The 24223-nt window shown below is 61.2% G+C and carries 25 protein-coding genes; 14 read left to right on the top strand and 11 right to left on the bottom strand.

Features of this window, described 5'->3' with window-relative positions:
- Nucleotides 1-10: 10 nt before the first annotated feature.
- Nucleotides 11-763: a thioesterase II family protein gene (locus HBO41_RS00830; RefSeq protein WP_017134982.1), complete on the bottom strand. Its 753-nt coding sequence runs from the start codon at nucleotides 761-763 to the stop codon at nucleotides 11-13.
- A 300-nt stretch (nucleotides 764-1063) separates the two neighbouring features.
- On the opposite strand from HBO41_RS00830, the gene HBO41_RS00835 reads away from it, so the two are divergent.
- On the top strand, nucleotides 1064-1615 hold the full coding sequence (locus HBO41_RS00835; RefSeq protein WP_005789991.1) for an RNA polymerase factor sigma-70: 552 nt from the start codon (nucleotides 1064-1066) through the stop codon (nucleotides 1613-1615).
- Nucleotides 1616-1691: 76 nt separating this feature from the next.
- Here HBO41_RS00835 and HBO41_RS00840 read toward each other — a convergent pair whose 3' ends face one another.
- Both HBO41_RS00840 and HBO41_RS00845 read right to left on the bottom strand, forming a co-directional pair.
- Nucleotides 1692-2480, bottom strand: a complete 789-nt coding sequence (locus HBO41_RS00840) for an ABC transporter substrate-binding protein (RefSeq protein WP_169984803.1) — start codon at nucleotides 2478-2480, stop codon at nucleotides 1692-1694.
- A 93-nt stretch (nucleotides 2481-2573) separates the two neighbouring features.
- Complete coding sequence (locus HBO41_RS00845; protein WP_017134980.1) at nucleotides 2574-3197, bottom strand: TetR/AcrR family transcriptional regulator; 624 nt, start codon at nucleotides 3195-3197, stop codon at nucleotides 2574-2576.
- Nucleotides 3198-3350: 153 nt separating this feature from the next.
- On the opposite strand from HBO41_RS00845, the gene HBO41_RS00850 reads away from it, so the two are divergent.
- The 8 genes from HBO41_RS00850 to HBO41_RS00885 all read left to right on the top strand — a co-directional run bounded on the left by HBO41_RS00850 (nucleotide 3351) and on the right by HBO41_RS00885 (nucleotide 12623).
- Nucleotides 3351-5129 carry an acyclic terpene utilization AtuA family protein gene (locus HBO41_RS00850; RefSeq protein WP_169984804.1) on the top strand — a complete coding sequence of 593 codons (1779 nt, stop codon included), beginning with the start codon at nucleotides 3351-3353 and terminating at the stop codon, nucleotides 5127-5129.
- 12 nt (nucleotides 5130-5141) lie between these two features.
- Nucleotides 5142-6014, top strand: a complete 873-nt coding sequence (locus HBO41_RS00855; RefSeq protein ID WP_138448964.1) for an SDR family oxidoreductase — start codon at nucleotides 5142-5144, stop codon at nucleotides 6012-6014.
- A 3-nt stretch (nucleotides 6015-6017) separates the two neighbouring features.
- Nucleotides 6018-7631 carry a geranyl-CoA carboxylase subunit beta gene (atuC, locus tag HBO41_RS00860; protein WP_017134977.1) on the top strand — a complete coding sequence of 538 codons (1614 nt, stop codon included), beginning with the start codon at nucleotides 6018-6020 and terminating at the stop codon, nucleotides 7629-7631.
- A gap of 68 nt (nucleotides 7632-7699) precedes the next feature.
- Complete coding sequence (gene atuD, locus HBO41_RS00865; RefSeq protein WP_017134976.1) at nucleotides 7700-8857, top strand: citronellyl-CoA dehydrogenase; 1158 nt, start codon at nucleotides 7700-7702, stop codon at nucleotides 8855-8857.
- Nucleotides 8854-9615 (top strand): enoyl-CoA hydratase/isomerase family protein, encoded by a 762-nt coding sequence (locus tag HBO41_RS00870; protein WP_099548896.1) that lies wholly within the window; start codon nucleotides 8854-8856, stop codon nucleotides 9613-9615. The genes atuD and HBO41_RS00870 overlap by 4 nt, the downstream gene beginning before the upstream one ends.
- Before the next feature lie 126 nt (nucleotides 9616-9741).
- The gene (locus HBO41_RS00875) at nucleotides 9742-11658 is read left to right on the top strand and encodes an acetyl/propionyl/methylcrotonyl-CoA carboxylase subunit alpha (protein WP_169984805.1); all 1917 of its coding nucleotides are present in this window, start codon (nucleotides 9742-9744) and stop codon (nucleotides 11656-11658) included.
- Nucleotides 11659-11732: 74 nt separating this feature from the next.
- Nucleotides 11733-12275, top strand: coding sequence for an exonuclease domain-containing protein (locus HBO41_RS00880; protein WP_017134973.1), 543 nt, complete (start codon nucleotides 11733-11735; stop codon nucleotides 12273-12275).
- 63 nt (nucleotides 12276-12338) lie between these two features.
- A complete protein-coding gene (locus HBO41_RS00885) occupies nucleotides 12339-12623 on the top strand; it encodes a pyrimidine/purine nucleoside phosphorylase (RefSeq protein ID WP_010566373.1) in 285 nt (94 codons plus the stop codon).
- Between the two features lie 47 nt (nucleotides 12624-12670).
- On the opposite strand, the gene HBO41_RS00890 is transcribed toward HBO41_RS00885, so the two are convergent.
- A complete protein-coding gene (locus HBO41_RS00890; RefSeq protein ID WP_099548894.1) occupies nucleotides 12671-13477 on the bottom strand; it encodes an MOSC domain-containing protein in 807 nt (268 codons plus the stop codon).
- 165 nt (nucleotides 13478-13642) lie between these two features.
- Nucleotides 13643-14578: a chemotaxis protein CheV gene (locus HBO41_RS00895; RefSeq protein ID WP_017134971.1), complete on the bottom strand. Its 936-nt coding sequence runs from the start codon at nucleotides 14576-14578 to the stop codon at nucleotides 13643-13645.
- A gap of 535 nt (nucleotides 14579-15113) precedes the next feature.
- Between HBO41_RS00895 and HBO41_RS00900 the strand changes: the two genes are divergently transcribed.
- The 3 genes from HBO41_RS00900 to HBO41_RS00910 all read left to right on the top strand — a co-directional run bounded on the left by HBO41_RS00900 (nucleotide 15114) and on the right by HBO41_RS00910 (nucleotide 17493).
- Nucleotides 15114-15563, top strand: coding sequence for a hypothetical protein (locus HBO41_RS00900; protein ID WP_169984806.1), 450 nt, complete (start codon nucleotides 15114-15116; stop codon nucleotides 15561-15563).
- A 380-nt stretch (nucleotides 15564-15943) separates the two neighbouring features.
- Nucleotides 15944-16837: a sensor histidine kinase gene (locus HBO41_RS00905; RefSeq protein WP_026013517.1), complete on the top strand. Its 894-nt coding sequence runs from the start codon at nucleotides 15944-15946 to the stop codon at nucleotides 16835-16837.
- A complete protein-coding gene (locus HBO41_RS00910; RefSeq protein ID WP_099548893.1) occupies nucleotides 16834-17493 on the top strand; it encodes a response regulator transcription factor in 660 nt (219 codons plus the stop codon). Before HBO41_RS00905 ends, HBO41_RS00910 begins: the two co-directional genes overlap by 4 nt.
- Here HBO41_RS00910 and yegS read toward each other — a convergent pair.
- Nucleotides 17452-18372 carry a lipid kinase YegS gene (gene yegS, locus HBO41_RS00915; protein WP_056861072.1) on the bottom strand — a complete coding sequence of 307 codons (921 nt, stop codon included), beginning with the start codon at nucleotides 18370-18372 and terminating at the stop codon, nucleotides 17452-17454. The genes HBO41_RS00910 and yegS overlap by 42 nt on opposite strands.
- Nucleotides 18373-18571: 199 nt before the next feature.
- Here yegS and soxC point away from each other — a divergent pair, with 199 nt between their 5' ends.
- Together soxC and HBO41_RS00925 are read left to right on the top strand one after the other, a co-directional pair.
- The gene (gene soxC, locus HBO41_RS00920) at nucleotides 18572-19864 is read left to right on the top strand and encodes a sulfite dehydrogenase (RefSeq protein ID WP_169984807.1); all 1293 of its coding nucleotides are present in this window, start codon (nucleotides 18572-18574) and stop codon (nucleotides 19862-19864) included.
- Entirely contained in the window at nucleotides 19851-20435 is a 585-nt protein-coding gene (locus tag HBO41_RS00925) for a c-type cytochrome (protein ID WP_138448975.1), read from the top strand. The genes soxC and HBO41_RS00925 overlap by 14 nt, the downstream gene beginning before the upstream one ends.
- 239 nt (nucleotides 20436-20674) lie before the next feature.
- Here HBO41_RS00925 and HBO41_RS00930 read toward each other — a convergent pair whose 3' ends face one another.
- The 5 genes from HBO41_RS00930 to motD all read right to left on the bottom strand — a co-directional run bounded on the left by HBO41_RS00930 (nucleotide 20675) and on the right by motD (nucleotide 24125).
- On the bottom strand, nucleotides 20675-21067 hold the full coding sequence (locus HBO41_RS00930; protein ID WP_017134964.1) for a DUF2802 domain-containing protein: 393 nt from the start codon (nucleotides 21065-21067) through the stop codon (nucleotides 20675-20677).
- Nucleotides 21068-21550, bottom strand: a complete 483-nt coding sequence (locus HBO41_RS00935; RefSeq protein ID WP_017134963.1) for a chemotaxis protein CheW — start codon at nucleotides 21548-21550, stop codon at nucleotides 21068-21070.
- Between the two features lie 62 nt (nucleotides 21551-21612).
- The gene (locus HBO41_RS00940; protein WP_099548890.1) at nucleotides 21613-22398 is read right to left on the bottom strand and encodes a CheW domain-containing protein; all 786 of its coding nucleotides are present in this window, start codon (nucleotides 22396-22398) and stop codon (nucleotides 21613-21615) included.
- The gene (locus HBO41_RS00945) at nucleotides 22398-23186 is read right to left on the bottom strand and encodes a ParA family protein (RefSeq protein ID WP_017134961.1); all 789 of its coding nucleotides are present in this window, start codon (nucleotides 23184-23186) and stop codon (nucleotides 22398-22400) included. The genes HBO41_RS00940 and HBO41_RS00945 overlap by 1 nt, the downstream gene beginning before the upstream one ends.
- A 51-nt stretch (nucleotides 23187-23237) precedes the next feature.
- Complete coding sequence (gene motD / locus HBO41_RS00950; RefSeq protein ID WP_169984809.1) at nucleotides 23238-24125, bottom strand: flagellar motor protein MotD; 888 nt, start codon at nucleotides 24123-24125, stop codon at nucleotides 23238-23240.
- Nucleotides 24126-24223: the final 98 nt, after the last annotated feature.

The raw sequence follows: 24223 nt of genomic DNA on the forward strand, positions 1-24223 counted from the left end.
TAGGGCCGTGCTAAACGGCAGCCAGTTGGCGCGCCGCATCATTGCGCCAGCGGGCCAAGTGCTCGTCGGCATAGCGACGCAGGCAGCGCAGCACCGCGCTTTCGTGCTGCACGAGGAAGAAGTGGTGGCCGTCGAACATATCCAGGGAGAAGCCGCTGGCGGCATCCAGTTGCCAGTCGAGCAACTGGTCGGCGCGCACACTGTCCTGCTTGCCGCCAAACACATGGATCGGCATGCCCAGTGGCGCGCGCTCGCCATAGGTGAAGCTGCCGCACAGCAGGAAGTCGGCGCGCAGAATCGGCAGCATCAACTGCATCAATTCCGGGTTGCACAGCGCCTCTTCGGCGGTGCCCTGCAGTTCGCGCAGGCGGGCGATCAGTTGTTCATCGGTCTTTTCGATGGCGTATTCGCTCACATCGCGGCGCGCCGGGCCGGCGGTACCGGAAGCAAATAACGCCAGCGGCGCAGGCAGATTGCGTGCTTTCAATGCATGCGCCAGTTCAAATGCCAGCAGGCCGCCCAGGCTGTGGCCGAACAAGGCATAGGGGCTGCCCAGGTCACGACCGATCTCGTCGGCAAGCTGCGCGGCCAAGGTTTTGATATCGCGCTGCAACGGCTCATCCATGCGCATGCCGCGACCCGGCAATTCCAGCGGGCACACCTGCAACCAGTCAGGCAGAGCCCGGCGCCAGCGTGCATAAACCATCGCGCTGGCCCCCGAATAGGGCAGGCAGAACAGGCGCAATCGCGTGGAAACGCTCATTGATCGCGGTCTCCAAACTGAAAAACGCTGCCTGCACGATAAAAACCCATTTCGCCCTCCTGCGGGTGCTGATCCTTGGCCGTTGGCTAACGGGCCTGTCACCCAGAAGAACGGACGGCCCGGGCAAATAATTAGTCGCCGGGAGCGAGGGAGGCGTAGTTCACAGCGAACAAGAAAGCATAAGATTAGTTCGTCTTCTCATTTGACAATCATTATCATTAAGAATAATTTGTTGCCCGATGTGTAGGAGGCCTCAGCAAGGACGCCCTCCCCTAACTCTTTCGCGACAAGGTGATTTCCATGACGGAACAAGTATCCACAGGCAGGTGCGACTCACCCCTTTTGCAGGCATTCGTCGACAATCGACTTATTTTGGTGAAGATCGCCGCCCGGATTACCGGTTGCCGCTCGCGCGCCGAAGACGTCGTGCAGGACGCCTACTTTCGGCTGCAATCAGCGCCGACCATCACCTCGTCGTTCAAGGCTCAATTGAGTTATCTGTTCCAGATCGTGCGCAACCTGGCGATCGACCACTACCGCAAGCAGGCCCTGGAGCTCAAATATTCGGGGACGGAAGAGGAAGGCTTGAATGTGGTCATTCACGGCGCTTCACCGGAAACTTCGCATATCAACTTCAACACCCTGGAAAACATCGCTGACGCCCTGACGGAGTTGCCCCAGCGCACCCGCTATGCGTTCGAGATGTACCGCCTGCACGGCGTGCCGCAAAAGGACATCGCCAAGGAGCTGGGCGTTTCCCCAACCCTGGTGAACTTCATGATTCGCGATGCGCTGGTGCATTGCCGCAAGGTGTCGGGCAGCCATAGCGATACGTTTGCGCGCAGGGTGTGAAGCTGTAGAGATATGTGGCGAGCAGGCTTGCCCCAACAAGCCAGGTGGCCACAACAGGCCTGCTCAACGCAGATAATCAGGGCACCGGCCTCACATCAATGCGATACGGCTCGAAGATCTTCAACATCTCCCCGCTCTCACGCAGGTGCTTGAGCAACTCGGCGAACGCCGCGCCGGTGATCGGCGCTTTGGGCCGTACCAGCGCGTAGTGGTGATACACCTGGTCAATCCGCTCCGAGACCAGGAACTGCCCGGCCATGTCCGCATTACGCACCATGAAGTCGCTCAGGTACGAACGCGTGACCAGCGCAATATCGGCACGCCCGCGCGCCACCATCAGCAGGTTGCTGTCATGGGAGTAGGTCAATGTGGCGTTGAAGTGTTCGGCCATGTTCTTGGGGTCGGGGTTGAAACCGGCAAAGGCGTAGTGATAACCGCTGAACACTGCAAGGCGCTTACCGGCGAGGTCGGTGAAATAGCTTTGGTCGCGGCCGGGCTTACGTTGGGTGACGAAGATTTCTGCATCTTCCAACCCCATGTCGACACTGGTGTGGGGAATATCCTGCCAACCCCAGTCGGGGTTTTCGAAGATGGCCATGTCGACCCGACCTTGCTCGAAATCACGAAAGCGCCGTGGAATCGAAGTCGGCACCAACACAAACTGGTAGTCGGTTTGCGCAGCGTTCAGGGCTTCGACCAGTTGCGGCAACAAACCGGTATCAGCGCCCTGCTCGGGCCGAACGGTGTAGGGCGGGAAGTGCGCGGCGCCGATCCTGACCAATTGCGCGGCCGACGCCGGCAGCCACCACGCAGTGCCCAGTGCCCATATAGTCAGTCCTGCAGCCAGCCGCCATGGCGAAAACATTGAGGCACACACCGTTTAACACTCTGATGGCAATAAGCTAGGCGTTTTTGTCAGGGGAGACAACTTTCCGTCGGCAAATTAATAGCTTGCGCCTCAATCAGCTTTAAGCACCATCAACAGCGCCTCCTCGGCCAACTGCTCGAGGGTCAGGCTGCCTTCGGCGCGAAACCAGGTGGTGGTCCAGGACAAGGCGCCGGTCAGGAAGCGTCGAGTGATAAACACATCGCCCCGGATGTAACCCGCCGCCTTGGCCTCGCCCAGCACCTGCAGCCAGATATCCTCATACACATCGCGCAACGCCAGCACCTGGGCCTGGCCCTCGGCTGACAGCGAACGCCACTCGTAGACCAACACCGCCATCGCCTCACCACTGCCGCCCATGATCGACTGCAACTCGCAGCGGATCAGCGCCAGCACGCGCTCACGCACGTTGCTGGCCTCTTCAAGTGATGCGCGCATCATCGCGGTGTTGTAGTGGATGGTTTCCTCCATCACGGCACGCAGGATCTCGTCCTTGCTCTTGAAGTGATGAAAGATACTGCCGGACTGAATACCCACGGCACTCGCTAGGTCACGCACGGTCGTGCGCTCGAAACCCTTGTTGCGAAACAGGTGAGCCGCGGTTTGCAGCAACTTGCCCCGGGCACTGTCGGGGTCGGTCAACTGGCCGCCGTCGACCATGGTGCGCATCACCCGCAGGGCTTTTTGCTCATCCATGCTGCTCTCCTTCATCTCTACTGACGTCTTGGGCGGCAATTTAGGCCGTGGCCGCCAGCCAAGCAAGCGCTTGGGCAAAACTTATATCAACCGTTTACAAACCAAGCGCTTGCTTGGTAGTCTCGACACCAGCCATCAGAGGAAGGATTTCTCATGAGCAAGACGGTTCGTATCGGCTGCGCCAGCGCCTTCTGGGGCGACACCTGCACGGCTGCCGCCCAATTGGTGCACGGCGGCGCCCTGGATTACCTGGTGTTCGACTACCTGGCGGAAGTCACCATGTCGATCCTTGCCGGTGCGCGGATGAAAGATCCCCAGGCCGGTTACGCCACGGATTTTGTCGAGGTGCTCACGCCGTTGCTGGGGGAGATCCAGCGCCAGGGCATCCGCGTGGTCAGCAACGCCGGCGGCATCCACCCGCACGCCTGCGCCGCCGCCCTGCAAGCGGCCTGCGACAAGGCCAGTGTGCCGCTGAAAATCGCCGTACTGCTGGGCGACGACCTGCAACCTCAACTCAAGCAATTGCACAACATTACCGATATGTTCAACGGCGCGCCCCTGCCGCCGATGTGCGTTTCGGCCAACGCCTACCTCGGCGCACCCGGCATTGCTCAGGCACTGGCGCTGGGCGCCGATATTGTGATTACCGGGCGCGTGGTCGACAGCGCCGTGGTCAGCGCCGCCTTGGTGCATGAATTCAACTGGTCGTGGCAGGACTACGACCGCCTCGCTCAAGCTGCGCTCGCCGGGCATATCATCGAATGCGGCGCGCAGTGCAGCGGCGGTAACTTCACTGATTGGCGTGATGTACCGGACTACGAGCACATCGGTTTTCCCATCGTCGAAGTCAGCGCCGACGGCCAATTTACCGTGAATAAAGTCGCCGGCACCGGTGGGCTGATCAGCGAACTCAGCGTGGCCGAACAGTTGCTGTATGAAATCGGCGACCCGCGCGCGTATTTACTGCCCGATGTGATCTGCGATTTCAGCCAGGTCAACCTGCAGCAACAAGGCCAAAACTGCGTGCGCCTGCACGGCGCCAAGGGTTTACCGCCCACCGATCAGTACAAGGTCAGCGCCACTTACCCCGACGGTTTCCGTTGCACCGCCAGTTGCCTGATTGCCGGGATCGACGCGGTGGCCAAGGCCGAGCGAGTCAGCCAGGCGATCATCAACAAGACCTCGGAACTGTTCAGCCAACGCGGCTGGGCGCCTTACACCGAGGTAAACATTGAACTGCTCGGCAGCGAAGCCACCTACGGTGCCCACGCCCAGCGCCAGGATTGCCGCGAGGTGGTGGTGAAATTGGCGGTACGCCACCCCAGCAAGCAGGCCTTGGTGCTGTTCGCCCGCGAGATCGCCCAGGCGGCGACCGGCATGGCACCCGGCTTGACCGGCATTGTCGGCGGGCGACCGACCGTGTACCCGCTGATCCGGCTGTTTTCATTCCTGGTCGACAAATCATCCTGCGCACCGCAGGTCGACTTCCAAGGCGCGCGGCACACCGTTGCGTTGCCTTCATCAGCGCCGATGCGCACACCCGCCGCGCCGATTGATCCACCCAAACCCGAAGGCCGCGCGGACGCCAGTGTGCCCCTGGTGAAACTGGCCGTGGCGCGCTCCGGCGACAAGGGCAACCACAGCAATATCGGCGTAATCGCCCGCCACCCCGACTACCTGCCTTGGATCGCCGAAGCGCTGACCCCGGAGGTGATCGTCGACTGGATGAGCCACGTGCTCGACCCACTTCACGGCCGTGTCGAGCGCTGGTACTTGCCCGGCAGCCACAGCTTGAATTTCCTGCTGGAAAACGCCTTGGGCCGCGGCGGCATCGCCAGCCTGCGCATCGACCCGCAAGGCAAGGCCTTCGCCCAACAATTGCTGGAAATCCCCATCGCCGTGCCGCAACACATAGCCGATCAACTCTCCTAAAGGACCGTCGCCGTGGCCTTCGACTCGATCTTCAAAGCCGACCTGTTCCAGGGGCAAACCGTGATAGTCACTGGCGGCGGCAGTGGCATTGGCCGCTGCACTGCCCATGAACTGGCGGCCCTTGGTGCCAGTGTGATACTGGTGGGGCGCAAGCCGCAAAAGCTGCAACAGGTGGCCGCCGAAATCGCCGAAGACGGCGGCACCGCGCACTGGCTGGCCTGCGATATTCGCGATGAAGAAGCAGTGACAGCGCTGGTCACGCAGATCATCCGCGAGCATGGGCCGATCCATGGGTTGGTGAACAACGCCGGCGGTCAATACCCGTCGCCACTGGCTTCGATCAATCAAAAAGGCTTTGAAACCGTACTGCGCACCAACCTGGTCGGCGGTTTCCTGATGGCCCGTGAAGTGTTCAACCAGTCGATGAACAAGCACGGCGGCGCCATCGTCAACATGCTCGCCGACATGTGGGGCGGCATGCCCGGCATGGGCCACTCGGGTGCTGCACGCTCAGGCATGGACAACTTTACCAAGACCGCCGCTTTCGAATGGGGTTACGCCGGTGTACGCGTCAACGCCGTGGCGCCGGGCTGGATTGCGTCCAGCGGCATGGACACCTACGAAGGCGCGTTCAAGGCAGTGATCCCCACCCTGCGTGAGCACGTGCCGCTCAAGCGCATCGGCACCGAATCGGAAGTCAGCGCGGCCATCGTGTTTTTGCTCAGCCCCGCCGCCGCGTTTATCAGCGGTAGCACCTTGCGCATCGACGGCGCTGCCAGCCTGGGCAGCCGCGCCTGGCCGCTGCACAAGGCGCAGCCGCCGAGCGAGCCGTTCAACGGTTTCCACCGCGCCTATTTACCCGATGTGCTGAAGACGGAGCACTGAACCATGCCGGTGATTGAAAGCCTGATCGACGCCCACAGCCCACAGTTCGCGCACAACCGTGAAGCCATGCTGGCAAGCATCCAACAGTTGCGCCAACTGGAGCACAACCTGCTCGCCAAAGCACAGGAAGCCAAACCCAAGTTCGACAAACGCGGCCAGTTGTTGCCCCGCGAGCGCCTCAACCTGCTGCTGGACCCCGGCGCGCCGTTTCTGGAATTGGCCAGCCTGGCCGGCTACAAACTCCACGATGACAAAGACGGCAGCGCGGCCGGAGGCGGCTTGATCGCCGGTATCGGCTACGTCAGCGGCGTACGCATGCTGGTGGTGGCCAACAACAGCGCGATCAAGGGCGGCACCATTTCGCCGTCCGGCCTGAAAAAATCCCTGCGTCTGCAACAGATCGCCATGGAAAACAAACTGCCGGTGGTGACCCTGGCGGAAAGCGGCGGTGCCAACCTCAATTACGCCGCCGAGATTTTCGTCGAAGGCGCACGCAGCTTCGCCAACCAGGCGCGCATGTCGGCCATGGGCTTGCCGCAGATCACCGTGGTACACGGCTCGGCCACGGCGGGCGGCGCGTATCAACCGGGGCTGTCGGATTACGTGGTGGTGGTGCGCGGCAAGGCCAAGCTGTTTTTGGCCGGGCCGCCGCTGCTCAAGGCCGCCACCGGCGAAGTCGCGACTGATGAAGAGCTGGGCGGCGCCGAGATGCACGCGCAAACCGCCGGCACGGCCGAGTACCTGGCGGAAAACGATGCCGATGGCGTGCGCATCGTGCGCGAAATCGTCAGCCTGCTGCCGTGGGATGATCGCCTGCCACCCGCTCCACAACGGGCTTACAAGGAGCCGCTGTATCCTATCGACGAGTTGCTGGGGTTGATCCCCGATGACCCGAAAAAACCCTACGACGTGCGCGAAATCCTCGCACGCCTGGCCGACGGCTCGCACTTTCTGGAGTTCAAAGGCGAGTTCGACGCCCACACCGTCTGCGGCCACTTGCATATCCAGGGCCGCGCCGTCGGTGTGATCGGCAACAACGGCCCCATCACCCCCAAGGGTGCGAGCAAGGCGGCGCAATTTATCCAACTGTGCGACCAGAGCCGCACGCCGCTGCTGTTCCTGCACAACACCACCGGCTTTATGGTCGGCACCGAGTCGGAGCAACAAGGCGTGATCAAGCACGGCGCGAAGATGATCCAGGCGGTGGCCAATGCGCGGGTGCCTAAACTCACGGTGGTGGTCGGCGGCTCTTATGGCGCGGGCAACTATGCAATGTGCGGCCGTGGCCTGGACCCGCGTTTTATCTTCGCCTGGCCCAACAGCCGCACGGCGGTGATGGGCGGCGCGCAGGCGGGCAAGGTGCTGCGCATCGTGACTGAGGCCAAGCAATTGAAGGACGGTCTGGTGCCCGACCCCAAGGTGCTGGACATGCTCGAACAGGTCACCGCGCAGAAACTCGACAGCCAGTCCACCGCCCTCTATGGCAGCGCCAACCTGTGGGACGACGGGCTGATAGATCCACGCGATACCCGCACGCTATTGGGGTTCTTGCTGGATATCTGCCACGAGGCCGAGGTGCGCCAACTGCAGCCCAACAGCTTTGGTGTAGCGCGCTGATCGTTCCCACGCTCCGCGTGGTAACGCAGCCAAGGACGCTCCGCGTCCCAACAAGGAGAACAACAACAATGATCTTCACCCAGGAACACCAGGAACTGCGCCGCACCGTGCGTGCCTTCGTCGACCGCGAGATCAACCCGCACGTGGACGAGTGGGAAAAAGCCGGGCGCTTCCCCATTCACGAAATTTTCCGCAAGGCCGGCGACCTCGGCCTGCTGGGCATTTCCAAGCCGGAACAATTCGGCGGCATGGGCCTGGACTACAGCTACTCCATTGTCGCCGCTGAAGAATTCGGCACCATCCGCTGCGGCGGCATCCCCATGTCCATCGGCGTGCAAACCGACATGTGCACGCCCGCCCTCGCCCGCTTCGGCTCCGATGAACTGCGCGACGAATTCCTGCGCCCGGCCATCAGCGGCGAGCAAGTGGGTTGCATCGGCGTCTCGGAAACCGGCGCCGGCTCCGACGTGGCGGGGCTTAAAACCCACGCGCGCAAGGACGGCGGCGACTACGTGATCAACGGCAGCAAAATGTGGATCACCAACTCGCCCAGCGCCGACTTTATCTGCCTGCTGGCCAACACCTCCGACGACAAGCCGCATATCAACAAATCACTGATCATGGTGCCAATGACCACCCCTGGCATCAGCGTCAGCCCGCCGCTGGAAAAGCTCGGCATGCACAGCTCCGAGACCGCCCAAGTATTTTTCGACGGTGTGCGCGTGCCGCAACGCAACCGCATCGGCCACGAAGGCGCAGGGTTCATGATGCAAATGCTGCAGTTCCAGGAAGAACGCCTGTTCGGCGCGGCCAATATGATCAAGGGCCTGGAGCACTGTATCGACAGCACCATCGAATACTGCAAAGAGCGCCAGACCTTCGGCAAGGCGCTGATCGACAACCAGGTGATCCACTTTCGCCTGGCCGAGCTGTCCACCGAAATCGAATGCCTGCGCGCGCTGGTCTACCAGGCCACCGAGCAATACATCAAAGGCCAGGATGTGACCCGCCTGGCCTCCATGGCCAAACTCAAGGCCGGGCGCCTGGGCCGTGAGGTCAGCGACAGCTGCCTGCAATACTGGGGCGGCATGGGCTTTATGTGGGACAACCCGGTGGCCCGCGCCTACCGTGATGTGCGGCTGGTGTCGATTGGCGGCGGCGCCGACGAAATCATGCTGGGCATCATCTGCAAATTGATGGGCACCCTGCCCGGGAAAAAATCATGAACACCCTGCTGCTCGAGCCGCACAACGGCGTGCTGCACATCACCCTCAACCGCCCCGCCAGCCGTAATGCGATGAGCCTGGAGATGGTCAACGAACTGCGGTCGGTATTGGCACAATTGGACAGCCAGGTGCGCGCCGTGGTGATCAGCGGCGCCGGTGGGCACTTCTGTGCCGGGGCGGATGTGAAAGACATGGTCATGGCGGGCGGGCAGTTGCCGGCGCTGAACCGAGCCTTCGGCACCCTGCTGCAAGCCGTCGAAGCCGTGCCGCAAGTGGTGATCGTGGTGCTGCAAGGCGCGGTGCTGGGCGGCGGCTTTGGGCTGGCGTGCGTGAGTGATATCGCGATTGCCGACCACCAGGCGCAGTTCGGGTTACCTGAGACCAGCCTGGGCTTGTTGCCGGCGCAGATTGCGCCGTTTGTGGTCAAGCGCATTGGCTTGACCCAGGCACGTCGACTGGCGCTGACGGCGGCGCGCTTTGATGGGGTTGAGGCTGAGCGGTTGGGCGTGGTGCATTACGTCGAGCGCGATGCACAAGCATTGGCGGAACGATTGGATGAGGTGCTGGGGCAGGTGTTGCGCTGTGCGCCGGGGGCGAATGCGCGGACTAAAGCGCTGTTGCTCGCCAGTGTGGAACAACCGGTGGGCCCGCTGTTGGATCAGGCCGCGCAGTGGTTTGCCGAGGCGGTGACGAGTGAGGAAGGGATTGAGGGGACGCAGGCGTTTGTACAGAAGCGTAAGCCTGGGTGGTCTCGATGACGCCATCGCAGGCAAGCCAGCTCCCACAAGGGGAATGCATTTCAAACTGTGGGAGCTGGCTTGTCGGGTCGCCGCATCGCTGCGATAGGGGCCGAACATTCACCCAATGTACCAAGGGATAAACCCATGCCTGCATTCACCAAAATCCTGATCGCCAACCGCGGCGAAATCGCCTGCCGCATACAGCGCACCGCCCAAACCCTGGGCTATCGCACCGTCGCCGTCTTCAGCGACGCCGACGCCCAGGCCCTGCACGTGCAAATGGCCGACGAAGCCGTCCACATCGGCCCCGCGCCGGTTAACCAGTCGTACCTCAACATCCCGGCCATCCTCGACGCCGCCAGACGCACAGGCGCCGACGCCATCCACCCCGGCTACGGCTTCCTCTCCGAAAACGCTGGATTCGCCCAAGCCTGCCTGGACGCCGGCCTCACCTTCATCGGCCCCAGCGTTGCCGCCATCGAGCTGATGGGCAGCAAACGCCAGTCCAAACTCGCCATGCTCGACGCGGGTGTGCCGTGCATCGCCGGTTACCAAGGCAATGCCCAGGATGACGCGACCTTGCAGCAAGAAGCCAACCGTATCGGCTACCCGCTGATGATCAAAGCCAGTGCCGGCGGTGGCGGGCGTGGCATGCGCCTGGTCCACGACGGCAGCCAACTGCTCGATCAACTGCGTACCGCACGCTCCGAAGCCCTCAACGCGTTTGGCAGCGACGAACTGATCCTCGAACAAGCTTTGATCGACCCGCGCCACGTTGAAATCCAACTGTTCGGCGACAGCCACAGCAACCTCATTTACCTGGGCGAACGCGACTGCTCGATCCAGCGCCGCCACCAGAAAGTCATCGAAGAAGCGCCCTGCCCGGTGATGACACCTGCGCTGCGCCAAGCCATGGGCGAAGCTGCGCTGAAGGCTGGGCGTGCGGTCAATTACGTCGGCGCCGGCACCGTCGAATTTCTGCTCGACCGCAACGGCCACTTCTACTTCCTGGAAATGAACACCCGTCTGCAAGTGGAGCACCCCGTTACCGAACTGATCACGGGGTTGGACTTGGTTGAGTTGCAACTGAACATCGCCGCTGGCGAACCGCTGCCCTTGCAACAGGCCGACGTGACCCTGACCGGCCACGCCATGGAAGTGCGCCTGTACGCCGAAGACCCGGCCCAGGGCTTTTTGCCGCAAACCGGCGATGTGCTGCGCTGGGAGCCGGCTGCCCGGGTACGCATCGACCACGGCGTGCTTGAGGGCCAACGCATCAGCCCGTTCTATGACGCCATGCTGGGCAAAATCATCGCCCACGGCGCCACCCGCGAAGAGGCCCGGCGCAAATTGCTGCGCGCAGTGCAAGACACCGTGTTACTGGGCGTCACCACCAACCAGGGTTTGCTGGTGGACCTGCTCGGGCAAGCGGACTTTATCGCAGGCGAGTTCAGTACCGGGTTTATCGCCAAACACTTCAATGACATCCCACGTCACGCCGCGACAAAGGAGCAGGTCGCGCTGGCCGCCGCACTGTTTTACCAACACAGCGCCAACACCCACCGCCAAGGCTTGTCGGGATGGCGCAACAAGGCCGCCTGGCGCTATCGCCTGGCGGTGAACGACGAGGTGCAGGACCTCGACGTCAACGTATTGGACGGCAATCATCTGCAAGCCAACGGCATCGAGATCCATGACCTGACCACCGACGGCCGCTGGGCCACACTGGTGATCGACGGCATTCGCCGTCGCCTGCCCTACCATCTGGACGACACTCAGCTCTGGCTGCCGGGCGTGAAGATCATCAACCGCACCCAACACGTCGCCAGCCGCCGGGCCGACGCCAGCACCGGCATCGTCAAGGCACCGATGGACGGCGCGATTGTCGATATCCGCGTAAGCGCCGGTGAAAGCGTCAGCAAAGGCCAACTGCTGCTGGTGCTCGAAGCCATGAAAATGGAACATCCGCTGACGGCCGGCATCGACGGTGTGATCAAGGGTGTGCAGGTTGTCGCAGGAGATCAAGTGCGCAATCGCCAGGTTTTGCTGGAGATCGAATAACACCCTAGGCGGAACTACACGGCCCAGCTACGCTCTATCCCCATCAGGAAAGGACGAGTACGGGAACCTGCACGATGCCCCATTGGCTGATTATTGACCTTGAAGCCACAACGGATGAAGGCGGCTGGCCCGTGACGGAGATGGAAGTCATCGAGATCGGCGCCAGCCTCGTGAACCGCCAGGGCCGCGAACTGGATCACTTCCAGCGCTTTGTGCGGCCGCTGCGTCGCCCCTTGCTGACGCCGTTCTGTCGCCAACTCACGCATATCACCCAGGCCAACATCGACGCGGCGGCGCCGATCACCGAGGTGTGGCCCTTGTTTGAGCGTTGGCTGGGCCAACATCAAGCGCGCCTGGAAGGCTGGGCCAGCTGGGGCGACTACGACCGCGCGCAGCTTGAACTTGAATGGCAACGCCATGGCCTGACCAGCGCGCTCGCCCAGACCGCGCATGTGAACCTCAAGCAGCGTTTCGCCAAGGCCCGGCGGCTGGACAAGCCCTTGGGGCTCAACGGTGCGCTGCAATTGGCGGGGATGCAGTTCCATGGCCAGCAACATCGGGCATTGGAAGACGCGCGCAACACCGCACGCCTGCTGCCGTTGATTTTGCCGGTCTAGGCAGCACCACCGGCCTTGGGCATACTGGCCGACCTTTCCAGACCCTTTTCCGAGGATTCACCCATGTTCAAAGTCAACGAGTACTTCGACGGCACCGTCAAGTCGATCGCTTTCGGCACCGCAGAGGGCCCTGCGACCATCGGCGTGATGGCACCGGGTGAATACGAATTCGGCACCGCCCAGCGTGAAATCATGCACGTGGTGTCCGGCGCCCTGTCCGTCAAGCTGCCAGACGCCAACGCCTGGGAAACCTTCGCGGCCGGCAGCCAGTTCAACGTGCCGGCCAACAGCAAGTTCCAACTGAAGGTTGCCGTAGACACCGCTTACCTGTGCGAATACCGCGGCTAAGGGTTACAGCGCAAAAAAATGCCCGTCTCGCAGGAGACGGGCATTTTTTATTCCAGGATCGTCACGGGCATTCCGACGGCTAATTCACCGCTGCCATCGTTGACCAGGTTCTGGCCGAACATCACGTCACCGCCCTGCTCACGGTAGGTCTTGAGTGTCGCCAGCGGCTCACGGTCGGCGCTGCGCTCGCCGCTGGCCGGGTCGATGGTGGTGAGGATGCAGCGCGAGCACGACTTGACCACGCGAAACTCCACGTCGCCGATACGCACGCGTTTCCAACCGTCTTCGGCGAAGGCCTCGCTGCCTTCAATCACTAGATTGGGACGGAAACGCAGCATTTCCATCGGCCGGCCGATGCGCTGGGACAAGTCGTCCAACGAGGCCTGGCCGATCAGCAGCAAGGGGAAACCATCGGCAAAACCGACCTGATCGTCGTCCTTGCCATAACCGGCCTCGGTAGTACGTGCACGTGCCAGCGGCACCTGCACCAGCCGCGTGGGCTTGCCGATAAATTCGCTGACCCAGGCTGCCGCCGCATCGCCGGCATCCGGCACACGCAAGGTGTCGCGCCAAATAGTTACACCGCGCAACTCGGCATCGCTGCCCGGCAGCGCCACGTCCAGCGTGGCAAAGCCAGGCGAATTCAGGGTCAGGCCACCGGCGCTGTTCCACAACGCCGACAACTGGCTCATCTTCGCCACCGCCCGCTGGGTCAGGAATCGGCCACTGGCTTCGTCCACCAGCATCCAGCGTCGATCCCCATCCAGCCCGAGTTTATCCAGGCCGATGTGCTGCAAGGCTTCGGCCTTGCCAGACTTCAAGGGGTAACGGTACAGCGCGCTGAGACGAAGCATGGGCCTGCATTCCTGAGGGGGACAAAGCGCCACCCTATAGGACGGGACTTCCAGAATCAAAGGTCGCTGGAGCTCTTGTGACCGGTAAGCTTACTGTGGCGAGCCTGCTCGCCACAACAAGCCTGCCTGCCATCACAAGACTGCCTGCCACAATAGGCCGCCTGCTCAGGCGGGCACTTCGTCCAACATCAAGCGTTGGCGCACCACATCCACCAGCTTGTCGGGCTGAAATTTGGACAGGAAGTTGTCGCAACCGACCTTCTTGACCATTGAGTCGTTGAAGCTGCCCGACAGCGAGGTGTGCAGCACCACATAAAGGCCACGCAGGCGCGGGTCGTTGCGGATTTCGGTGGTCAGGCGGTAGCCGTCCATCTCGGGCATTTCGGCGTCGGTGAAGATCATCAGCAATTTGTCGGTCATGACCTGGCCGCTGTCGGCCCAGGCCTTGAGCATGTTCAGCGCCTTGAGGCCGTCGCTGGCAATGTGCATCTTCACGCCGAGTTGCCCCAGGGTGTCGCGCAGTTGCGAGAGGGCCACGTTGGAATCGTCCACCAGCAGCACTTCGCGGCCACGGGCACGTTCCAGCACCGGGTCTTCAAGTTTTTCCCGCGAGACTTTGGCGTTGTACGGCACGATTTCGGCGAGGACTTTTTCCACGTCGATGATTTCCACCAACTGGTCATCGACCTTGCTGATGGCCGTGAGGTAATGCTGGCGCCCGGCGCTGGCCGGTGGCGGCAGGATGGCTTCCCAGTTCATGTTGACGATGCGGTCCACACCGCCCACCAGGAAGGCCTGCACCGAACGGTTGTACTCGGTGACGATAATCGTGCTGTTCGGCCCCGGCACCAGCGGGCGCATGCCGATGGCCTGTGACAGGTCAATGACCGGCAGGGTCTGGCCACGCAGGTTGACCACGCCGCATACAAACGGGTGACGCTGGGGCATCAGGGTCAACTTGGGCAGTTGCAGGACTTCCTGAACCTTGAACACGTTGATCGCAAACAATTGCCGACCGGCCAGGCGAAACATGAGGATCTCCAGGCGATTCTCACCCACCAGTTGCGTGCGTTGATCTACCGTGTCGAGAATGCCGGCCATTAAAAGCTCCTGATGTGGGATTGTGCAGCTCACTTAAGGGTGGTTATCGGCGGCAAGCGCCAGACCTTGACCCCGGTAAAATGCCATGTAAATACATTGATGTCACACTGACATCATGGTTTACTGCAATCCGCTCTCCAGACGGCAGTACAGCGACCTTGCGCGACATTCAAATCGACGTAGGGTTCCGCTGTGTAAGGGATTCCCCTATGCACAATCAGGCCCGACCTGATATTCGCGATATCTAATAGCCATTAATGTGACGCCATTCTCATTGCATGAATGGAGTCAGGCTTTTGTTTGCCATCCCAAGCCCTCGGCCCACGGGTCTTCCAGACTTATACGTGGCGGCAACCAAAGTTGTGCAAATGACCCGAATGACCAGGGCCTTCCACGGCGACTCTGATCATTCAAGTAACGGTCCTACTGAAATTTCAGAAGCAGGCTACAGATCTCAGTCATATTTCAGCGGTAGTTTTACGCCATTCACCCGGTGCGACATCTCATCACCCGACCTTATGTTGCGGAGACTTGCATGATGAATAGCGCAAACGAATGGCAGACTGCACTTCCCGAGTTTCTGCTGGAAGCCGAAAAGCTTTTGGCCAAGTCAGAAGAGTGCCTGCACCATTTACATCTGATTCGCAACGACAGCGATGCCATCGACTGCATGAAAACCAGCCTGGCCAAGCTGGCGGAAAAAGCCGAAGGCCTGGCCCTGCAGGCGATCAGCGAGTTTTCCCGACATATCCAATACCTGATCGCCAACGCCGCAAGCCCCATGGAGCTGCACGACCAGGCGCTGAGTGCCCTGCATGACTGCCTGACGCTGCTGGCCTGGCAACTGGAGCTGATCGACATCCGCACCGGCGAACTGACGCTGGATGACAGCGAACAAACCACACTGATCGCGACCGTCACTTTGCAGATCCCGCAGAAAGACTTCACGCATAAACCACAACAGCGCGTACATCACGCGTCCTGAGTACTGACAGGTCGTATTTGATCGTCGAGTTATCTAAAAACGACCGTACATTCAACGGTCGACAATGATGCGTGGGCGATATATATCAATTAGCCATCAACGCAATATCGATACAAACAAACCAAATTAATATAACTATGCTGAGTAAACCGCTGGCTCTTTGAACTACGGAGTCAGGTTCCTCGGCGTTTGGCGCAGATTAGGCGGCACCGGGTAAGGCGCCAGGCGACCGACGGTAATAGTGGTGGTACTATGCCCCGTTCGAAGTGACTCAACTTCATCATGTATAAAAAAACGTTCCAGCACCGTATTCCACACAGAGCCCTGTCAGCCGCAGTGACCGGTCTTCCCGCAGCGAACCTTCATTGGCTCCATCCGCTATGTACGCCAGCCTAAAGTCACTCATCGCAAGGTCCGTGTCCCGCAGCAATGCTCGCCGCCTGGCCCTCGCCCTGTGCCTTTGCTCGCTGTTGGTCAGTCTGTGGGCCTACACACGCTCAGCTCCCCTGCCTTTGTTGATAGTGCTGCTCAACCTGGCCACCCTGGTGGTGGTGGGGCTGCAGCAGTGGCGCTCGCGCAAGTCGATAAAATTCCAGCCGCAGGAACTGGCCGACCGCCTGCTGCAGGTCCAGGAAAACGAACGCCACCGCCTCAGCCGCGAACTGCATGACGATATCGGCCAACTGCTGACCGCCGCCAAACTGCAAAGCGAATGGCTCAAGCGTCGCCTGCCCGACGACCTGCAAAGCCAATGCACGGTGTTATGCAATACCTTGAACGAAACCCTGGCCAAAGTGCGCGACGTGTCCGCCATCCTCAACCCCCGCCAGTTGGCCAGCCTGGGCCTTGAGGCGAGCCTGCGCGCGCACTTGCTCAAGACCCTGGAAAACACCTCGGTGCACTGGAGCCTGGAATGCCAGCAGCGCCTGACCGGCATCCCGGAAGAAATGGCCGTGGCCGCCTTTCGCATCACCCAGGAAGCGGTGACCAATATGTTGCGCCATGCCCAGGCGCAGAATTTGCTGGTACGCCTGCAACGCCTGCCCGAAGGCCTGTCGCTGATGATCTGCGATGACGGCCTGGGCTTTTCACCGGCGACCAACCCAGGCCTTGAAGGCCAACGAGGCATGGCCGGCATGACCGAGCGCATCGACCAACTGGGCGGTGCATTGTCTGTCAGCAGCCAGCCAGGCAAAGGCACACGCATCGACGCGCTTTTTCCCTGGGCGCCCCGCGCCCTCGAACGGGCCAATTCCCCTAAGGTTCTCGAGTGACTTGCAACTTACTCCTGGTGGATGACCACGCACTGATCCGGGCCGGCGTACGCGCGCTGATCCAGGATATCCAAGGCTACAGCGTGATCGGCGAGGCCAGCGATGGCGCGCAATTGCTGGAGACATTCAGCGCGCTGCAGCCAGATATCGTGCTGCTCGACCTGTCGATGAAATACACCGGCGGCCTCGACGCCCTTCAGCAACTCAAGGCGGCCTACCCCAAAAGCAAGGTGCTGATCCTGTCGATGCACACCGACCCGGAGCTGATCATGCGCGCGCTGGAGTCCGGCGCCCATGGCTACCTGCTCAAGGACACCACCGCCAGCGAGCTGGAACATGCCCTGCTGGCCTTGCGTAACAACGAGCGCTACCTGAGCCCTGCGATTGCCCACACGGTGATCAACCAGGCGCTGATCCGCAGCCAGGGGCCTGTCTCCTCCGCCGCCGACAACCATAACCTTACGGCGCGCCAGCTGGAGATCCTGCGTTTGATCGTGCGCGGCAAGTCCACCCGGGAAATCGCCCATGGCCTGGGCTTGAGTATCAAGACAGTGGAAGCGCATCGCTCGCAGATCATGAAACGCCTGCAGATCTTCGACGTGGCGGGCCTGGTGTTATTCGCCGTTCGCGAGCAGATCATCAGCCTGGACGACTAACGGCGAGCCCAGCGGCAAGTGCACGCGCAGGGCCTTGGGCAGCGCGGAAAAACGCAGGTCATCGCCTTTCAATGGCTCGCCATCAAGGTTGATATACAGCCCTTCGGCCACTTTGATCTCGACCCATGGCAGGCGCGCGCGGACAAACATATTGTCCAGGCCCCAGCCGTCACTCATCAGGGTCATCAGCGTGCCGACCACTTCCTGGGGCGCCGGCAAAATACTGATATCAAGCAAGCCATCATCGGCCAGCGCGCCAGGGCACAGCACATGCCCACCGCCCGCCTGGCGGCCGTTGCCGATGCCCAGTGCAAGCAAATCGCCCTTCCAGTGAAAGCCCGGCCCTTCCAGCTCGCCATACGCCGCCTTCAACTCGCTGAAACGCGACAGCCCGGTGAACAGATACGCCGCGCCGCCCAGCACTTTTTTCAGGTCTTCAGAGGTATTGGCGGTGACCTGGCTGCCAAAGCCGCCGGTGGCCATATTGAGGAACATCTGCCCACCGGCCTGACCGAGGTCGATGGCCCTGGGCGGCACATCCAGCAGCGCCAGCGCGCGTTCAGGCTCCAGCGGCACACCGGCGGCGCGGGCAAAGTCGTTGGCGGTGCCCAGCGGCATCAACACCAGGCTGGCGTCGGTCTTGGCCAAGGCCATGGCCTCGGCTACATCACGCAACGTGCCGTCGCCACCACCGGCGATCAAGTGGGTATAACCGTCGGCCAAGGCTTCATTGACCAGGCGCTGGGCATCGCCGCCCTCCCACGTCACCCGTACCGCCAGCTCCCAACCCTGCTCGCGCCGGGCCTGCACGGCAGCGCGCACGTCCTCATTGAGGGCTTGCTTGCCGTGCAGGATCAACAGTGCTTTGGGGGTGGTCATGGGGGCATTCTCCTGGGTTCAAGGGTTCCTGAAGGATGTGGACCTTTGAGGAGAAGAAAAAAGCCATCCGCTTGAAAATTAATTCGTCGCCGGGTTACATCAATTTCAAAGCCTGCGATTAAAAACCGACTACATTAAAACCCATGGTGCAGCGTGAACCGCTGGTGAGTCGCCAAAATTTTTGCTCAGGAGAGCCAGAATGAAAGACGACTCAACAGACGATAAACCCGCAATCGCCGCGCCCCTGGCTCGCCGGGACTTCCTCGGCAAAACCAGCCTGCTGGTTGGCAGCGCCGCGCTCGGGGTTGCTTTTGGCCCGTTGGCGCGCGCGGCACAATCTCCCGGATCAGCCGATGAACAACTGGAAGTGCCGGCCTGGACAAAAACCTTGGGCGGCCCCACCGGTGTGCCCTACGGTAAACCGTCCAGCTTTGAGACGGATGCGGTGCGCAATCTCTACCCCGGGCTTACCGAGCGCATGTCGGCTTACAGTACTTCGCCCCTGCAGGAACTGGACGGCATCATTACGCCCAACGGGCTGTTTTTTGAACGCCATCACGCCGGCGTGCCAGCGATTGATCCGGCCAGGCACTTCCTGGTGATTCATGGGCTGACCGACACAGCGCTGCTGTTCACCCTCGATGAGCTACGCCAGTTTCCCGCCGTCTCGCGCATCCACTTCATCGAATGCTCGGGCAACCCTTCATTCCTGCCGCCCTGGGGCAAAACCGCCGCTGAAGTCGCGGGCCTGGTCAGCTGTGCCGAGTGGATCGGCGTGCCGCTGAAAACCTTGCTGCACGCGGCTGGCCTTAAGCCAGGGGCGAAATGGGTTGTGGCTGAAGGCGCCGATGGCGCTGCCATGACCCGCAGCCTGCCGCTCGAAAAATGCCTGGATGACGTGTTGGTCGCCTACAGCCAAAACGGCGAAAGGCTGCGCCCCGAGCAAGGTTACCCCCTGCGTCTTATCGTTCCGGGTTATGAAGGCAATACCCACATCAAGTGGCTGCGCCGCCTGCATGTCACCGATGCCCCGGCGTACAGCCGTGAAGAAACGGCCAAATACACCGACTTGATGCCAGATGGGCGAGCCAGGAAGTTCTCCTTCGTGATGGAGTGCAAGTCACTCATCACGGCCCCGTCCGGCACCCAGACACTCACCCGCAAAGGCCCGCATGAAATACGCGGGATCGCCTGGAGCGGCAACGGAAAAATCACCCGCGTGGACGTGTCCGTCGACGGCGGGAACAACTGGTATGCGGCCACGCTGCAGGAGCCGGTGCTGAACAAATGCCTGACGGTGTTTCGCGCGCCCTTCCAATGGCTGGGCAAAGAAATGCTCATCATGAGCCGCGCCATCGACGAGACCGGCTACGTGCAACCCAGCCTGGAACAATTGAAAGCCGTGCGCGGGGACTTCTCGTTCTACCACAACAATGCAATCCAGCCCTGGCGCATCAACGCCAATGGGGAGGTGAGCAATGGCCGTGCATAACCTTACCGCCATGGCATTGGGGCTACTGAGCATGGGCGTGGTCGCATGCGCATCGACGGCTGCGCAATCCGGCTTGGGGCAGCCGGTGACAGAGCACTACATCGCCCGCTGGAACATCGACGTCGCTCCCGATGGCAAGAGCCTGCCCGCCGGACAAGGCACGGTCATGGAAGGCGAAAAGGTCTATCAAACCAGCTGCCTTGGCTGCCACGGCGCCAACCTGGAGGGCGGCACTGGCCCGGCACTAATGGGCGGCGCAGGCTCGCTCCCCACATCCAAACCGGTCAAAACTGTCGGCAGTTATTGGCCCTACGCAACCACCCTGTTCGACTATGTAAGGCGCACCATGCCCTTCCAGCAACCACAGTCGTTGAGCAATGATCAGGTGTACGCAGTGGTGGGTTATATCCTGAACAAAAACGAGATAGTGGAAGCGAACGCCACGGTGGATGCTGCCACCCTCACTCATCTGAAGATGCCCAATCGCGACGGCTTCTACGTCGACGACAGGCCGGATGTGCGTGTGGAGCCTTGCTATAAGGATTGTATCGGTAGCCCGAAAGCACATTGATGCGCTTTTGATCCAACCACTCCGGTCGGCTTTCGATCTCAAGCGCAGATCAAAAGACCGCTGATTTCGCCAGCGAAAAGGATGTAATGGCCAGAGCAACAGAACAATACTCGGTCAACTGTGGGAGCTGGCTTGCCTGCGATGCAGGCACTTGGGTACATCAGGTACACCGAGTTGATGCCATCGCAGGCAAGCCAGCTCCCACATTTCGACCGCGGTGTCTCAGAGGATCGCCGCAATCAGCTCTTGTGCAACTTGCTCATCAACTGCGCCTCAGCCTGGGTCAACCCACACGACTGCGTCAGCTCATCCACCGTCGCCCCCATGCCGACCAATTTGGCCGCCTGGGCAAACGACAGGCTTGAAGGATCACGCTGCTCAATCTGCGCCAACTTATCCGGCAACGGCCCAAGAATCGCGCGCAGTTCATGCACTTCATCCCCGACCTTCACCGCACTCTGCTGGAAGTGATCCACACGCTTGACCAAATCCAGAATCCGTCGGTCACGCACAGCATCGCGCTCGGCCTGCTGCACGGCCAGTTCCCGTTGCTGGCGCATATAGCGCAGCAGGAATGCCAACGTCCCGGCCCACAACAGGGCCAGGACAATCACCGCCGCATCAAGGAACAATCAGATGCTCTCCAGTTCCGACCATTCTTCTTCGCTCATCATCTTGTCCAGCTCAACCAGAATCAACAGCTCGTTGTTCTTGTTGCACACGCCCTGGATGAACTTGGCCGACTCTTCGTTACCGACGTTCGGCGCGGTTTCCACTTCCGATTGGCGCAGGTAAACCACTTCAGCCACGCTGTCGACCATGATACCGACCACTTGCTTGTCGGCTTCGATGATCACGATACGCGTGTTGTCGTTGACTTCAGTAGGCATCAGGCCAAAACGCTGGCGGGTATCGATCACCGTCACCACGTTGCCACGCAGGTTGATGATGCCCAGCACGTAGCTCGGCGCGCCTGGAACCGGGGCGATTTCGGTGTAGCGCAGCACTTCCTGCACGCGCATCACGTTAATGCCGTAGGTTTCATTGTCCAGTTTGAAGGTAACCCATTGCAGGATCGGATCATCCAAACCTTGTGCGGATGCTGACTTGTTCATACCCCTGACCCCTTCAGTGTGTGCTTCTTCGACCGCGCAACCGCACGGCCCTTATTGTTCAATCAACTGCGTTTGTTCTGTGGCATCGTCTTGACCGCCCCACTGGCGATCAACTCGGCCAGTTCGGCGACGTCGAGCAACGCGCACATATGTTCAATCACGGTGCCCGCCAGCCAAGGCCGCTGGCCCCGGTGGCTGCGCCACTTGATTTCATTGGGGTCCAGGCGCAACGAGCGGCTGACTTGATGCACCGCCAGCCCCCACTCGTAGCCCTGCACCGAGATCACGTATTGCAAGCCCTGGCGAAAATCATCGCGGTAGCGGTCGGGCATCACCCAGCGCGCCGTATCCAGCACCTTGAGGTTGCCGGCCTGGCTGGGCAGGATGCCGAGGAACCACTCCGGTTGCCCGAACAGCGGCGTCAGCTCCTGGCCTTCCAGCGAGTAGATCGACCCCAGGCACACCAGCGGCACCGCCAGGGTCAACCCGGCGACGTCGAACAGCAGGCACTCGAACGGCTCGGCCGCCCACGATGGGCGACCGTCACCCGTGACCGGCGGCGGCGTGATGCTCGGCGGCAGGTGCACATCGACCACCGGTTCAACCACCACGGGCGTGACCACCACGGGCGCAGGCACAATCGGCACCACCACGTGGGCATCACGAGCCTGTTCTTCCAGCACCGCTAACTGAAATTCATCCAGGGTGCTTTCGGGTTCGACTACGGCCGGTTCAAGGACCAGAATCGGCTCGGGCAATTCTTCTGCCGTCGCATCCTGCAACAAGGCGTCCAGGTAGGATTCCAGTGCCAGTTGCGGCCGGGTCTTAAGCTCAACGGGACGGTTCATCACGCCACCTGCGCCACAAGTTGCTGGGACAGCAGATGTTTAAGCAACGCACGGTAAGCCAGTACGCCACGGCTCTTGCCGTCGAACTGCGACGGCGTGAGCCCGGCGCGGCTGGCGTCACGCAAGCGCGTGTCCACCGGAATGTAGCCGTTCCAGATCGTTTCCGGGTAAGCATCGCGCAACACCCGCAAGGTGCCCAGCGACGCTTGGGTACGACGGTCGAACAGTGTAGGCACGATGCTGAACGGCAGCGCCTGTTTGCGCGAACGGTTGATCATCGCCAAGGTGCTGACCATACGCTCCAGGCCTTTGACCGCCAGGTGTTCGGTCTGTACCGGGATCACCAACTGCTGGCTGGCCGCCAAGGCGTTGACCATCAGCACGCCCAGCAACGGTGGGCTGTCGATGATCGCGTAGTCGAAGTCCTGCCACAGTTGCGCCAGGGTCTTGGCGATCACCAGGCCCAGGCCGCTCTGCCCCGGCGACTGGCGCTCAAGGGTCGCCAGCGCGGTACTCGACGGCAACAGCGAAATGCTCTCGTTGCTGGTGGGCAGCAGCAATTGCCCGGGCAAATCTGCCGGTACGCTGCCCTTGTGCAGGAACAGGTCGTAACAGCTGTGCTCCAGCGCATCCGGGTCATAGCCGAAATAACTGGTCATCGAGCCGTGCGGGTCCAGGTCGACCACGACCACACGCTTGCCCGCCTCGGCCAGCAAGCCGGCCAAGGCGATGGACGTGGTGGTCTTGCCGACTCCACCCTTTTGATTGGCAACTGCCCAGACTCTCATTCAGTTGGTTCCTCCCGGTAGGCTAAGGCGCGACCGAGACATTACATAACATTATTGAGCCGGTGACGGAGAATTGACGGTGCTCTGACGAACCGGCGGCTTAACGGTTGGCGGTGCAGTTTGTGTGCCAGCCCGCTTCAAGGCTGCATCCGGTGTTGCGTTGGCAGTACCGGTGCCGGTCAGGCTGCGGCGCACATCCAGGTTACGTGACACCACCAGCACCACACGGCGGTTGCGCGCGCGGCCTTCGGCAGTGGCGTTATTGGCCACCGGTTGGAACTCACCGTAACCCACCGACGCCAGGCGCCCAGGGTTCACGCCCTGCATCGCGAGCATGCGTACGATGCTTGAGGCCCGTGCCGATGACAGCTCCCAATTGGTCGGGTATTGCGCGGTGCTGATCGGGAAATTATCGGTAAAGCCTTCGACGTGGATCGGGTTCTCAAACGGTTTGAGAATCGCCGCCACCTTATCGATGATGGTAAACGCCTGATCGCTCGGCAACGCATCGGCGCTGGCGAACAGCAGGCTGGAATTAAGCTCGATCTCCACCCACAACTCATTGCCGCGCACGGTCATCTGGTTGGATTTGATCAAGTCGCCAAACGCGGCACTGATGTCATCGGCGATGCTTTTGAGCGGGTCGCTGGTGCCACCGATGCCGGCGGCGGTTTCGTCACTGTCATTGACCAGCGGCTTGGCCGGCGTCACGGTCTTGGGCCGCTCCTCGCCAATCGGGATCGGCTTGAGCGAGCGGTCGGTGTCGTTGAATACGCCCACCAGCGCCTGGGAAATAATCTTGTACTTGCCCTCGTTGATCGACGAGATGGAGTACATCACCACAAAAAACGCGAACAGCAAGGTGATGAAGTCGGCGTAGGACACCAGCCAGCGTTCATGGTTGACGTGCTCTTCAGGCTCGCGGCGACGACGGCTCACAGGCAGATACCTCCCTGGCCCCTATTGAGCGCTTCACTGGTGCCCGCTTCATTGTGGCGAGCGAGCTTGCTCGCGCTGGGGCGCGAAGCGGACCCACT

This window comes from Pseudomonas sp. WS 5146, assembly GCF_012985495.1.
GTDB classification, from domain to species: Bacteria; Pseudomonadota; Gammaproteobacteria; order Pseudomonadales; family Pseudomonadaceae; genus Aquipseudomonas; species Aquipseudomonas edaphica.

Coding starts and splice junctions, on each gene's coding strand:
- HBO41_RS00830 (WP_017134982.1), bottom strand. CDS start 763: ATGAGCGTTTCCACGCGATTGCGCCTGTTCTGCCTGCCCTATTCGGGG.
- HBO41_RS00835 (WP_005789991.1), top strand. CDS start 1,064: ATGACGGAACAAGTATCCACAGGCAGGTGCGACTCACCCCTTTTGCAG.
- HBO41_RS00840 (WP_169984803.1), bottom strand. CDS start 2,480: ATGTTTTCGCCATGGCGGCTGGCTGCAGGACTGACTATATGGGCACTG.
- HBO41_RS00845 (WP_017134980.1), bottom strand. CDS start 3,197: ATGGATGAGCAAAAAGCCCTGCGGGTGATGCGCACCATGGTCGACGGC.
- HBO41_RS00850 (WP_169984804.1), top strand. CDS start 3,351: ATGAGCAAGACGGTTCGTATCGGCTGCGCCAGCGCCTTCTGGGGCGAC.
- atuC (WP_017134977.1), top strand. CDS start 6,018: ATGCCGGTGATTGAAAGCCTGATCGACGCCCACAGCCCACAGTTCGCG.
- atuD (WP_017134976.1), top strand. CDS start 7,700: ATGATCTTCACCCAGGAACACCAGGAACTGCGCCGCACCGTGCGTGCC.
- HBO41_RS00870 (WP_099548896.1), top strand. CDS start 8,854: ATGAACACCCTGCTGCTCGAGCCGCACAACGGCGTGCTGCACATCACC.
- HBO41_RS00875 (WP_169984805.1), top strand. CDS start 9,742: ATGCCTGCATTCACCAAAATCCTGATCGCCAACCGCGGCGAAATCGCC.
- HBO41_RS00880 (WP_017134973.1), top strand. CDS start 11,733: ATGCCCCATTGGCTGATTATTGACCTTGAAGCCACAACGGATGAAGGC.
- HBO41_RS00885 (WP_010566373.1), top strand. CDS start 12,339: ATGTTCAAAGTCAACGAGTACTTCGACGGCACCGTCAAGTCGATCGCT.
- HBO41_RS00890 (WP_099548894.1), bottom strand. CDS start 13,477: ATGCTTCGTCTCAGCGCGCTGTACCGTTACCCCTTGAAGTCTGGCAAG.
- HBO41_RS00895 (WP_017134971.1), bottom strand. CDS start 14,578: ATGGCCGGCATTCTCGACACGGTAGATCAACGCACGCAACTGGTGGGT.
- HBO41_RS00900 (WP_169984806.1), top strand. CDS start 15,114: ATGATGAATAGCGCAAACGAATGGCAGACTGCACTTCCCGAGTTTCTG.
- HBO41_RS00905 (WP_026013517.1), top strand. CDS start 15,944: ATGTACGCCAGCCTAAAGTCACTCATCGCAAGGTCCGTGTCCCGCAGC.
- yegS (WP_056861072.1), bottom strand. CDS start 18,372: ATGACCACCCCCAAAGCACTGTTGATCCTGCACGGCAAGCAAGCCCTC.
- soxC (WP_169984807.1), top strand. CDS start 18,572: ATGAAAGACGACTCAACAGACGATAAACCCGCAATCGCCGCGCCCCTG.
- HBO41_RS00925 (WP_138448975.1), top strand. CDS start 19,851: ATGGCCGTGCATAACCTTACCGCCATGGCATTGGGGCTACTGAGCATG.
- HBO41_RS00935 (WP_017134963.1), bottom strand. CDS start 21,550: ATGAACAAGTCAGCATCCGCACAAGGTTTGGATGATCCGATCCTGCAA.
- HBO41_RS00940 (WP_099548890.1), bottom strand. CDS start 22,398: ATGAACCGTCCCGTTGAGCTTAAGACCCGGCCGCAACTGGCACTGGAA.
- HBO41_RS00945 (WP_017134961.1), bottom strand. CDS start 23,186: ATGAGAGTCTGGGCAGTTGCCAATCAAAAGGGTGGAGTCGGCAAGACC.